Source organism: Bosea vestrisii, assembly GCF_030144325.1.
Lineage (GTDB): Bacteria > Pseudomonadota > Alphaproteobacteria > Rhizobiales > Beijerinckiaceae > Allobosea > Allobosea vestrisii_A.
The window spans coordinates 2,139,453-2,151,925 of sequence record NZ_CP126307.1 but is presented as its reverse complement, the minus strand read 5'-3'; the positions used below and the strand labels follow the sequence as shown (position 1 = coordinate 2,151,925).

Below are 12,473 nucleotides of genomic sequence, written 5' to 3'. Positions count from 1 at the left end.
GAATCCGGGTGAGCTGTTAGCGTCGCCGAAACAGACTTTCGGGATGTGACCACGCCGTGACAGCAAAAGCCCATGGCGGTTCTGTCGCCGCGCTCGGCGCAATCGTCGCGGGTGCCTTGATCCTGCAGGTCGCCGGCACGATCGTGAACACGGTCGTGCCGTTGCAGATGGCGATCGCAGGCCAGCCGCCGCTATTGATCGGCCTCGTCGCCTCGGCCTATTCGCTCGGCTTCCTGATCGGCTGCTTCGTCAATCCCTCGCTCGTGCGCCGGGTCGGGCATATCCGCGGCTTTGCGGTGTTCGCGGCGCTCCAGGCGGTCTCGACGCTGAGCTTTCCGCTGCTGCCGGAAGCATGGTGGGGCCTCGCGCGGCTGGTCATGGGCCTGGCGGCAGCCGGCCACGGCATCTGCATCGAGAGCTGGATCAGCGGACAGGCCAACCGGGCCCAGCGCGGCCGCATCTTCGGCATCTACCAGATCCTCAACCGCGTCGCGCTGATCGGCTCGCAGATCGGCGTCGGCTATGTCGCGATCCAGTCGCAGGACGTCTTCCTCTTCGCCAGCATGGCTTTCTCCCTGGCGCTGATCCCCGTCGCGCTGACGCGTGCCCGGGGGCCCGAATCAAGCGAGATCGTTTCGGTCGGACTGCGGACACTATGGTCGCAAGCGCCGGCTGCGGTCGTTGGTTGCCTCTATGTGGGGCTGGTTGGCGGCCCGCTGACGAGCGTGACCCCCGCCTACGGCATCCTGTCCGGCCTCGATCAGCGCGCCACCATCCTGCTCACAGCGGGCATCCAGATCGGCGCGCTCCTGCTGCAATGGCCGATGAGCCTGCTGGCGGACCGGGTCGCCAGCCGCCTGATCATGCTCATCGCCACCAGCATCGTCGCGGTTACCGCAGCCGGGCTCGCGGTGCTCCTGCAAGCAGATCCGGCCCATGGCCGGATCTGGCTCTTCGGCCTGTTCGCACTGATCGGCGGCTGCGGCATCCCGCTCTATACGGTTGCGGTCACCCATGCCTATTTCCGCATGGGGCGCGACCATGCCGTCGGGCTTTCGGCACAGCTTTTGTTCCTCTGGGGCACGGGCTCCGCGATCGGACCGCTGGCCGCAACCCTGCTGATGCAGTTCATGGGCCCGCAGGGGATGCTGATCTATCTCACCGGGCTGTCGGTGGCCGTCGCGATCTATATCGCGCTGCGGATCTCGCGAAACCCGTCGCCACCAATGGTCGATGGCGAGCGCGGTACGAGCGGCCCGACGATTCCGGACATCGAGATGACCAAGCGCTAGAGCATTTTTGAGCGAAGTGGACACCGGTTCGCGTGAAGAAAATGCGATAAAACAAAGAGCTGGAGCATGTCCGCGATTCAGGGAATCGCGGGCTTGCTCCAGCAGGCGCTACGCCATCGCCAATTCCGGCTGCTTCTTAGGAAATGGCCGGAACGTCATCAGGATCAGCATCGCCGCCAGACCCATGACCCAGGAGCCGACATACATCGGCGCATAGGTGCCGAAGCGGTCATAGATCAGGCCGCCAAGCAGCGGGCCGGTCGACATGCCGAGGCTCCCGGCCATCGCGGTGCCGCCGATGATCGTGCCCATCATCTTCAACGGGAAATTCTCGCGAATGATCACGGCGTAGAGCGGCATCGTGCCGGCGTAGATGAAGCCGACCAGCACCGCCACGGCATAGAAGCCGCCGAGCTGGCCGACGAACGCGTAGGCGAGCACGCCGAAGGCTTGCGTCAGCAGCCCGATCACCAGAACGCGCTGCGCACCGAATCGGTCGCCGGCCAAACCGAAGCCGATGCGACCGAACATGCCGGCCAGCCCCTCGACGCTGTAGATCGACACGGCCGCGAGCATCGGGATGCCGCAGGTCACGGCGTAGCTCACCGTATGGAAGATCGGGCCGGAATGAGTGGCGCAGCAGAAGAAGTTCGCCAGCATGAGCGTGATGAACTGCGGCGAGCGCACCGCTTGGCCGACGCTCATCCCCGATTGCGGCTCATCGGCAATCGCCTCGCCCTGCGCCGCAGCCTCCAGCGCGGGCGGCCGGCGCACGAGCAGCGCCGCGGGGATCATCAGCACGGCAGCGATGCCGGCGATGATCTGCATGGCGGTGCGCCAGTCATGACCGGTGACGAGCCAGGCTGCGAGCGGCGCCATCGTCATCGGCGCCATGCCCATGCCGGCAGAGACGAGCGAGACGGCGAGGCCGCGCTGTGTGTCGAACCAGCCGGTGACGCAGGCCATCATCGGCGCGAAGACGGCAGCGGTCGCCGCGCCGACGAAAAGGCCGAAGAGGAGCTGGAATTCGATCAGCGAGTCGGCGCGGCTGGCGAGCGCCAGGCTCGTGGCCAGCACGACCGATCCGGTCAGCACCACCGGGCGCGGCCCGTAGCGGTCGGAGAGGCCGCCCCAGACCATGCTGGCGGCTGCCATGGCGAGGAAGCCGAATGTCATCGCCGTCGAGATGCCGGTGACGGACCAGCCGGTGTCCTGCGACATCGGCCGCAGGAAGACGGGCAGCGAGAACATGGCTCCGATCGCAACGCAGCCCAAAAGGCCGCCTGCCGCGACGATCACCCAGCGATAGGATTGATTCATAGGAATCTCCGGGACGTTTCGCGTTCCGCTGGCGACGCCATGCGGTCTCACGCGCTCAATGCCCCTAGGACGCAGCGGCTCCGGCCGTGCCGACAGGCCGCTGCGATTTTTTTTGCGACGATGTCGCCAGGTCAGCCCTGCGGCTTCCAGTCGCCCGACGGGATGGTGTTGACCATCCAGGGGACCCCGAACTTGTCGACCAGCGAGCCGAAGCCGGGCGACCAGAAGGTCTCGCTGAACGGCATCACTGCCTTGCCGCCCTCGGCCAGCTGATCGAACCAGCGCTGGCCTTCTGCCTTGTCATTGGTGTGCAGGGTGACGTCGAAGCCGTTCTTCGGCTTGTCGACATTGGGAGCCCAGGCGGTATCCATGTCGGCGCCCATCAGCGCCTGATCGCCGACCTCGAGCCAGCAATGCATCAGCCAGCTCTTGTACGTGTCGTCGGTCGGCATGCCCATACCGGGCGGCGCATCTCCGTAAGGCATGGCCGCGGTGATCTTTCCACCCAGCACCTTGGCGTAGAATTCGAACGCCTCGCGGCACTGGCCGCGGAAGCTCAAGCTGGTCACGATCTTCATGGTCGTCTCCTTTTCCGAGAGAGGCTTCGATAGGCGTCCGGCAAGATAGCCGCGGGGGCCCCAGAAGCGGTCAGTATCGTTCCATGAAAGTTGATATCAACGTATATGGCTGGCCGATGTCAACCTCCTGGGGGCTGCGAAGTTCCGGGTGTCGTGATCGCCTGCCCGGTAAATATCCATCACTGCACGGCGGCCGGGCAGCCGCCATCGAGATTTCAGTTGCGAGCGCGCTATCGCCCGGCCAAATACGCCGATCCGGCGAGGGGCGAACGCTGTGCGTGAGATCGGGAGCCAGCAGCACAAGGACCACGGTCGCGCCGGGGACGATGTCCTCGCCGACCATGGACCGGATGCGGCTTACGAAGCCCGCTCGCTCGCCGATTGCGGTGATGCCGCCGGATCGAACTGGCCCTATCGCATGGCCAGATGGCTGCTCCGGGAGCCGGTCGATATCGCGATCACTGCAGCACTAGCCGAGATCGGCGCGCTCGCCGGGGCGGACCGGGCCTGGATGTTCGAATACGACGCCGAATTGCTGCGCTTCCGGAACACCCATGAATGGAGCCGGCAAGGCGTCCAGTCCTTTGTCGAGGATCTGCAGAACACGCCGGTGACGATGATCGCCTGGCTCCACCAGTTCCTGGTCAGGGGCAGGGCGGTGATGATCAACCGCGTCGCCGAGCTGCCGCGCCCGGCCCGTCCGCTCCAGGTCGAGATGCTCAGGCAGAGCGACAAGAGCGTGCTCAGCGTCCCGGTCTTCCATGATGGGCGCTTGCGGGCCTGCATCGGCTTCGATGCGACGATTGCCACCCGTGGCTGGCCGCCCGGCGATATCGGGGCGCTGTTCCAATGTGCCGAACTGATCGCGCTGGCACGCTATGGATCCCTCCATGGCGGGCAAGCTCTCGCCAACTCTTCCAGAGGGTTCGCGCCGCTGGTCTATCTGCGCCGGCAGGGACAAATCATCGGCGTCGAACCGCAAGCCATTCTCGGTGTCAGATCGGCGCGCGATTATGCGAAGGTCTGGCTGCAGGATGGCTCGACGGTGCTGGACCTGCGCCCGCTCACAATCTGGACCGGGCTCCTGCCGGCAGCGTCCTTCCTGCGCATCCACCGCACGGCGATCGTCAACCTGCAGCATGTCAGCGGCCTCGACCGACGCGCCGGGGATCGCTGGACGATCGGGATCGGCCGCCTCACCGAGGCTTGGCCGGTGTCGCGCTCCTATCGGCAGGAGCTGCGGCAACGCCTCGGTGTTTGACTGTCGGCGTTTGATTCGGCGCCGCCGAGGTAACCCGCCAATTAACTGATTTCTCACGATGAATCTGGCCTGAAGCACCGTTCGTCGAACCGGCATGTCCGTTGGTCGAATTCCGCTTGCCGCTTCGCCTGTGCGCGAGACCATACGGAAATCGACCAAGAAACCCGCCTAGCCCATGCCGTTTCATCGCTACCGCAGCTTCACCGCCTCGCATTCGAGACGCGTCCCGGCGCGCAAGGCGGCACGGCTCGTCCTCGGTTGCTTGCTCGCCTCGCTGTCGACCATGAGCTGGCAGCGGCGGGCTGTCGCCGAAGATCTCGCTTTGCGCGAGGCGGCCTCGATGACCGGCGTCGCGATGTTCCTGAACGCCCGCGCACCGGGCCTGATCCTTGCCGTCGTCCGCGGCGAGGACAGTGTCATCGCCGGTTATGGCGAGACCGCGCCGGGCAGCGGCAAGGAGCCGGATGGCCGTTCGATCGTTCGCGTCGGTTCGGTCTCGAAGGTCTTCGCGACCGACGTGCTCGCCGCCATGGCGGCGAATGGGCAGCTCTCGCTCGACGCGCCGCTCGCCCGCTATGCCCCGCCCGGCAAGGCGCCGCAGGCTTTCGACGACCGGCCGATCACCCTGCTCGACCTCGCGACCCATTCCGCCGGATTGCCGCGCGAACTGGCCGATCCGGCGACACCGCCTGGCGAGCAGAACCCGTTCGCTGGCTACAAGGCTTCCTATTACTGGGACTGGATATCAGGCCACCGCCCCGCCTATCGGCCGGGCACCACGGCGATCTACTCGAATGTCGGCTTCGGCCTGCTCGGCGAGGCGCTCGGCAAGGCCGGCGGCAAGCCCTTCGCCGAGTTGGTGCGTGAGCGGATCGCCGTGCCGCTGGGCATGGCGGATACGACCTTACGCCTGTCGGAGGCGCAGAAGCCCCGGCTGATGACCGGGCTCGATCCGTTCGGCAAGCCCGATCCGAACTGGGAAGCCGGCGAAGTGATGCAGGCCAGCGCCGGCATCTACACCACCGCCGAGGACATGGTGCGCTGGATGCGCTGGCACCTCGCCGACGATGCCGCGGATCGCCCAGTGCGCTCGCTGGCGCATGCGCTCTGGCGGCCGCATGACGGTCTCTCGCGCCTGGTCGGCGTCGAGGCCACGGATTCGGAGGGGATGGGGCTGGGCTGGATCGTCAGCCGGCCGAAGGACAAGGTGCCGCTCCTGCTCGGCAAGAGCGGCGGGCTCGGCGGTTTCATGAGCTATGTCGTGCTCTCGCCCAACCGCAGGCTCGGCATCTTCGTCGTCGCCAGCAAGGTCGACTTCGCCATGTTCGAGGGGCTGCGGACCGCGGTGCGCGAGCTCGCAGCAGAGCTCGCGCCAGCGCACCCGTAGCAAGGTCGGGGTTCGAAAGATTTCGTGAGTAGGGCTCGGGGCCATTGAGACACTGGATGGACGTCAAGCTGGCAACCACGGCGCACGCGCCGGCTGCCGGCCTGGGTCCCGTCCATGCGTCGAACGGCTTCGCATCATCGACAGCGATGCTGCGCGCGCTGCTCGCCATGGCTGGCCCGGTCGCGTTGTGCGCGCCCCTTGTGCTGGCTTTGCCCGCCTGGGGGCAAGTGAGCGGCAAGGGAGGAGCGGGCGGTGCGCATGGTGTCAGTCGTCCCACCGCCGGACAAGCAGGGAGTTCCAGTAACGAATATTCCGGCGGCGGTGGTGGAGGTGGTGGTGGGGCGAATGCCCAGTCGGGTGGCGGATCCCAAGGGGGCAAGGGTGGCAGCGGTGTGCGCGGCCACGGTGGCGGCGCAGGCGGAGACATCACCGGCACCTCGCCCGTTCTCCAGTCGATCCCGCCCGGTTATCTCGGGCATGTCGGGCAGTCCGGTTCGACAGGTGGCTCGCCGTCGCACGGCGCAGCTGGTGCGCCGGGACATGATGGCGGCAGCGGCGGCGGTGGTGGTGGCGGAGCCGTCGGCCTCGATTTCTACGGGAAATCGCTGACCGCGGGCCAGACGATCAGCCTGGTAGGTGGCCATGGCGGTGATGGCGGGAACGGAGGGACGGGAGGCAACTCCTATAGGGATCCTTTCATCGGGCATGGGGGCGCAGGCGGCGGCGGTGGTGGCGGCGGCGGCGGCGGCGCAGCGGGGTTAACACTTCCCGGCCAGCAACTCACCTACAGCCCATTTTCAGGCGGGTTTCATTGGATAGCGCCGTCCAACCTCATCGTGACGACCACCAATGCGACTCTCCAAGGCGGCCATGGCGGCCGGGGCGGAAATGGCGGAGATGGCGGGCATGGTTCCGGCGGCTATGAGACGCAAGTCTGCCTTCCGGCAGGCAGGGGCTGCATACCGATCCGCATGTACCCAGGCGATGGCGGCCCCGGTGGCTCCGGCGGCGACGGCGGCTCCGGCGGTGCTGGACTTCTGTCGTTGTATGGCCGGCAGATCAGTCTCTTCGCGACCACTGCTCAGGGCGGGAATGGAGGCGATGGCGGGGATAGCGGAGGTGGCGGCGACGGCGGTTCCGGCCACGGCTACGGCGGCATGCCGGACGGCAATCGCGGCAATTTCGGAAACGGCGGAAACGGCGGTCGCGGCGGCTCAGGCATCGAAGTCGACGGGCGCTTCGGTGGCAGCACGATCATCACGCTGGCATCCAATAGCCGCGCGCGGGGCGGCAATGGTGGCCGCGAAGGTTACGGCGGCGCGGCTGGAATGGGGGGTGACGGCATCCATGTGACGGGTTCCGCCACGATTACGGTGGGCGGAATCGTGACCGGTGGTGGTGGCGGCAATGCCAGCTATGCGACGTTCGGAGCCCCCGGAGGCAACGGCATCTTTGTCGACGGTCAGGCCACCATCACGATCCAGGGCGGCGGGCAGGTCGCCGGCGGGCTCGGCGGCCTCGGCCAGCAATCATCGAGCGGCCGTGGCGGCGCCGGCGGGTCCGGCATCGACGTGACCGGTGGTGGCACATCGCTGACGATTGCGGGCGAGGTTCGCGGTGGCGGCAGCCAGGGCTTCGTTCCGGGCTCTCAGGGCGCGGCGATCGCCCTCAACGGCAGCGGTAACTCGGTCGAATTGCAAGCAGGATACAATCTCGTCGGCAAGGCGACCGGCGGCAGCAATGCGACGCTCGTCCTGGGCGGCGCGGTGAATGCGAGCTTCGATCTGCGCGGACTGGGTTCGCAATATCAGGGCTTCCTGGATTTCAACAAGAGCGGTGCGAGCACCTGGACGCTCTCGGGCGCTGCGACTGCCCGCGTCGGCAACATGGCGATCGATGTCGGTACACTCGTCTTTGCGCCGGGAGCGCAACTGACGGCTGCGAACGCCCACATCACGAACGCTCCAGGCGCGGTTGCGGCCGTCGACGTCACCGGGCCCGGGGCGACGTGGACTGTCGGGAGCCGGCTCGCCATTGGAGATGAAGGCCAGGGCAGCCTCACCGTCGCCAATGGCGGAACCGTTCAAGCCGGTTTGATCACCACCGCGGCGGCGGCCGGAGGAGCCGGTGCGATCAGCGTCACGGGCAATGGATCGCATGTCGGGGCTCGGGAGCTCGTGCTCGGTGAGAACGGCACAGGCTCGGCGCTGGTCACCGGTCCGGGATCCAGCCTGATCGCGACGACATTCACGGTCGGCGCGTCCGGCAGCGGCACGCTGACGCTCTCCGATGGCGGCGGGGCTGGGCCAGGGCCCGGCAAGCGGATCGACGTCGCCAGGATGGCCGGCAGCTCGGGCACGGTCATCATCGGCGCTGCGGCGGGACAGGCTGCGGTTGCCCCCGGAGCACTCGAGGGAGACATCCGCTTCGGCGCCGGTGCCGGTGCGCTGGTCTTCAACCACACCGCTAGCGACTACGCGTTCTCGAGCGCGATCTCCGGCGCCGGGGCGATCGGTGTCCTCGCTGGCACGACGATCCTGAGCGGAGACAGCTCGGGGTTTTCGGGCGCGACGACGGTCGCGGGCAGCACCTTGCGCCTGGCGGGCAGCGCGCGGCTTGGCGGCACGGTGGCGATCAACAATAGCGGCCGGGTCGAGGGCGAAGGCGCGATCGGCGCGACCACGATCAATGCCGGCGGGACGCTGGCGCCGTCGGGCAAGACCTCGCTCACGGTGGGCGGCAATCTCACGGTCGAGAGCGGCGGCACGGTGCGCCCGTCAGATGGGCCGGCGCTGCTCGTCGACGGCAGGCTGACGCTGAACGCCGGCAGCCATTACGCCTACCGGATGGCGAGCGCCGATACGCCCGGCCTCGGTTCGGCGACGACGCGGACGACCGACCTTTCCCTCAATGGCGGCACGGTCGATCTGTCGGGCGGAAGCCAGCCGAACATCGGCTATCACCGCGTCGTCAGCTATAGCGGCAGCCTTTCGGGCAGCGGCCTCGTCATCGGTAGCACCCCGGTCACGAGCCCGGTGGCCTATACCTACACGCCTGACACCTCGCAGAGCGGCAAGGTCGACGTCCTTGTCACCGCAAACGGGCTCAACATCCTGCAGCTCTGGGGCACGACGACGGCCGGCGGCGCCTCGGGCACCTGGAACGCCGCCAATCCGAACTGGTTCGACCTCGGCGGTTCGACGCCGGTGCAATGGGGCGGCGCCTATGGCGTCTTCCGCGGCCCGGGCGGCACGATCACCCTGGACGGCCAGCAGAACGCGGTCGGCCTGCAGTTCGTCGGCGGCAGCTACACACTGGTCGGTGGCGCCGGCGGCAGCCTCAACCTGCACGGCTACAATAATGGCGGCTTTGTCGTCACCACGCCGGAGCTTCGCGTGCTCGATGGCGAGACCGCGACGCTCGCGGTCACCGTCACCGGCACGGAGGGGCTCGAGAAGACCGGCGATGGCAGGCTGATCCTGTCCGGCGCCAACAGCTACAGCGGCGGCACCATCATCTCGGGCGGCACCTTGCAGATCTCGGCCGACGCCAATCTCGGTGCCGCGAGCGGCGGCGTGACGCTCGACGACGGCGCGCTGCACACGACGGCCGACATCACCTCGGCCCGCGCCGTCACCCTGCGCGACACCGGTGCGATCGAGACCGCCGCCGGTACGACGCTGTCCCTGAGCGGCGCGGTCAGCGGCCCGGGCGGGCTGATCAAATGGGGCGATGGCACGCTCGCCCTCTCCGGCACCGGCAGCTGGGCGGGCGGGACCCTGATCAGCGCCGGTACGATCCGGGCCGACAGTGCCGGCGCGCTGCCGACGATGACCGACTGGGTCCTGACCGGCGGCAAGCTCGACCTCGGCGGCTACAATCTCGGCATGCGCTTCCTCGCCGGCAGCGGCGGCGAGGTCGCACTCGGCGGCGCTGACCTCACGGTCGACCAGAGCGATGACAGCCTCTATGCCGGGAGGATCACCGGCACGGGTACCTTCTTCAAGGACGGAGCCGGCACGCTGTTGCTCACCGGCACGAACACCCAGAGCGGCGGAACCGCGATCCTCGGCGGCACGCTCGCCATCGTCGCCGACGCCAATCTCGGCGCAGCCTCCAGCCCGCCCATCCTGATCTCGAACGCCCGGCTGGCGACGCTCGCCGACATCAGCAGCAGCCGCAGCTTCTTCCTCGACGGCGCCGCGACGATTGCTACGCAGATCGGCACGACCTTCGCCATTGGCGGCGACCTCACCGGTCCCGGCAGCCTGATCAAGGCGGGCTGGGGCACGCTCGTCCTGACCGGCAGCGCAATCCATACCGGTGGTACGACGGTCGCGGCCGGCATGCTGCAGATCGGCGATGGTGGCACGACCGGCGAGCTCGCCGGCAATGTCGTCAACAACGCTGTCCTGAGCTTCAATCGCGCGAACGACTACAGCTTCGGCGGCGCCATCTCCGGCAGCGGCGTCGTCGCGCAGTCCGGCTCCGGTACGACCACCCTGACCGGCACCAACTCGTATTCCGGCGGCACGCTGATCCAGGCCGGCACGCTCGAGGTTTCGGCCGACGGCAATCTCGGCGCCAGCGGAACCGCAATCAGCTTCCTCGGTGGTGCGCTGCGCTTCGGCGCTTCGTTCAATACGGACCGCACCATGCTGCTGATCGGCAACGGCACCTTCGATACCAACGGCCATGATGCGACGCTCAGTGGCGGCGTCTATGGCCAGGGCGACCTGATCAAGACCGGCGCCGGCACGCTGACGCTGACCAGCTCTAGTTTCTACCGCAACACGATCGTGACGGCGGGCACGCTCGTTGGCGATGCCGCCTCGATCTCCGGCAACATCGCCAACAATGGCGCGGTTATCTTCAACCAGCAGGGCGATGCCAGTTTGGCGAGCGTGTTCTCCGGAGCGGGCCGGTTCACCAAAGCCGGCAGGGGCGGCCTCGAACTGACCGGCGACAGCTCGGGCTTTGCCGGCGCGACGACGGTCTCCGCCGGCAGGCTCGTCGTCAACGGCGCGCTCGGCGGCGAGCTCGATGTGCACGCGGGCGCCCGGCTGCAGGGCAATGGCACGGTCGGGGCGACCATGATCCGCTCCGGCGCGACGATCGCGCCGGGCAACTCGATCGGCACGCTCACGGTCGCCGGCGACATCGGCTTCGCGCGCGGCGCGGCCTATGAGGTCGAGGTCAGCCCGGACGGCACGTCGAGCGACCTGATCCGCGCCAGCGGCAAGGCGCGGCTTTCGGGCGGATCGGTCATCCATCTCGGCGAAGACGGCAATTACTGGGCAAACCAGCGTTACACCATCCTGACGGCGGCGCAGGGCGTCGACGGCCGCTTCGACGACGTCACCTCGCGCTATCTCTTCCTCGACCCCTCGCTGGACTATGACGCGACCAGCGTCACGCTGACCCTGCTGCGTAATGACCTGCAGTTCGCATCGATCGCGAAAACGCGTAATCAGGTGCAGACCGCGCTTGGCCTGGAGAGCCTCGGCGATACCAGCCCGCTCTGGCTGAGCTTCACGCAATTGCGCGACGAAGGCGAGGCGAGGCGCGCCTATGACAGCCTCTCCGGCGAGATCCACGCGTCAGCCAAGACGGCCGTGATCGAGGGCAGCGGCATCGCCCGCAGCGCCGTCTCCGACCGGGTCCGTGCCGCCTTTGACGGGATCGGGGCGCCGCGCATCGCGACGCTGGCCTATGCTTCCAGCAAGGGCGCGGTGTCGGCGGGATCGGCGGAGAGCTTTGCGCTCTGGGCCCGCGGCTTCGGTTCCTGGGGCCAGACGCGGGGCGACGGCAATGCCGCTTCGCTGACCCGCTCGAACAATGGTCTGGTCGCCGGCTTCGACATCGCGGCGGCGCAGGATGCACGGATCGGCATCGCCGCCGGCTATTCGCGCTCGACCTTCGAGGTGGCCAAGCGCCTCTCCCGCGGCGAGGCGGACAATTACCATGTCGGCCTCTATGGCGGTGCCCGCTTCGATCGCTTCCGCCTGACCGGCGGGCTGACCTATGCCTGGCACGAGCTGTCGACGCGGCGCACCGTCTCCTTCCCGGGCTTCGGCGAGACATTGAAGTCCGGCTATGATGCCCGCAGCCTCCAGGCCTTCGGCGAGATCGCCTACCGGTTCGATCTCGGCCCGGCCGCATTCGAGCCCTTCGCCAATCTCGCCTATGTCAACCTGCGCAGCGGCGCCTTTACCGAGACCGGCGGTGTCGCCGCGCTCTCGGCCAAGACGCAGACCACCGCGGTTGCCTTCGCGACGCTGGGCCTGCGCGTGCAGATCGGTTTCGACCTCGGCAGCCTGCCTGTGCGGTTCGACACCACGCTCGGCTGGCGCCGCGCCGCAGGCGATGTCACCCCGTTGTCGTTGCAGAGCTTTACGGGCGGGTCGCCATTCTCGATCGCGGGCGTTCCGATCGCACGGGATGCGCTCGTCGTCGGTGCAGGTTTGGCACTGAACCTCACGCCCAGCGCCGAAATCGCGCTCTCCTATGACGGCCAGCTCGCGCAGCGGGCTACCGACCACGCCTTCAATGCCAGGCTCGCGGTCAGGTTCTGACGGAACAGGGTGCTGGCAAGGTTCGGCCGTTTGTTTGAAATCGCATTGGAGCGTGCGGAC

Annotated in this window: 6 protein-coding genes; 4 read left to right on the top strand and 2 right to left on the bottom strand. The window is 67.7% G+C overall.

Annotated elements, in window-relative coordinates:
• Nucleotides 1-56: 56 nt before the first annotated feature.
• Nucleotides 57-1,292, top strand: coding sequence for an MFS transporter (locus tag QO058_RS10735; protein WP_284172000.1), 1,236 nt, complete (start codon nt 57-59; stop codon nt 1,290-1,292).
• A gap of 108 nt (nt 1,293-1,400) precedes the next feature.
• On the opposite strand, the gene QO058_RS10730 is transcribed toward QO058_RS10735, so the two are convergent.
• A complete protein-coding gene (locus tag QO058_RS10730; protein ID WP_284171999.1) occupies nt 1,401-2,612 on the bottom strand; it encodes an MFS transporter in 1,212 nt (403 codons plus the stop codon).
• 131 nt (nt 2,613-2,743) lie between these two features.
• On the bottom strand, nt 2,744-3,190 hold the full coding sequence (locus tag QO058_RS10725) for a VOC family protein (RefSeq protein ID WP_284171998.1): 447 nt from the start codon (nt 3,188-3,190) through the stop codon (nt 2,744-2,746).
• A gap of 274 nt (nt 3,191-3,464) precedes the next feature.
• Between QO058_RS10725 and QO058_RS10720 the strand changes: the two genes are divergently transcribed.
• The 3 genes from QO058_RS10720 to QO058_RS10710 all read left to right on the top strand — a co-directional run bounded on the left by QO058_RS10720 (nt 3,465) and on the right by QO058_RS10710 (nt 12,413).
• Nucleotides 3,465-4,451: a LytTR family transcriptional regulator DNA-binding domain-containing protein gene (locus QO058_RS10720; RefSeq protein WP_284171997.1), complete on the top strand. Its 987-nt coding sequence runs from the start codon at nt 3,465-3,467 to the stop codon at nt 4,449-4,451.
• Nucleotides 4,452-4,626: 175 nt separating this feature from the next.
• Nucleotides 4,627-5,838: a D-alanyl-D-alanine-carboxypeptidase/endopeptidase AmpH gene (ampH, locus tag QO058_RS10715; RefSeq protein ID WP_284171996.1), complete on the top strand. Its 1,212-nt coding sequence runs from the start codon at nt 4,627-4,629 to the stop codon at nt 5,836-5,838.
• Between the two features lie 56 nt (nt 5,839-5,894).
• Nucleotides 5,895-12,413, top strand: coding sequence for an autotransporter domain-containing protein (locus QO058_RS10710; RefSeq protein ID WP_284171995.1), 6,519 nt, complete (start codon nt 5,895-5,897; stop codon nt 12,411-12,413).
• Nucleotides 12,414-12,473: the final 60 nt, after the last annotated feature.

Excerpts from the sequence above, each read along its gene's own strand:
- ampH (WP_284171996.1), top strand. The coding sequence starts at position 4,627 with ATGCCGTTTCATCGCTACCGCAGCTTCACCGCCTCGCATTCGAGACGC.
- QO058_RS10730 (WP_284171999.1), bottom strand. The coding sequence starts at position 2,612 with ATGAATCAATCCTATCGCTGGGTGATCGTCGCGGCAGGCGGCCTTTTG.
- QO058_RS10725 (WP_284171998.1), bottom strand. The coding sequence starts at position 3,190 with ATGAAGATCGTGACCAGCTTGAGCTTCCGCGGCCAGTGCCGCGAGGCG.
- QO058_RS10710 (WP_284171995.1), top strand. The coding sequence starts at position 5,895 with ATGGACGTCAAGCTGGCAACCACGGCGCACGCGCCGGCTGCCGGCCTG.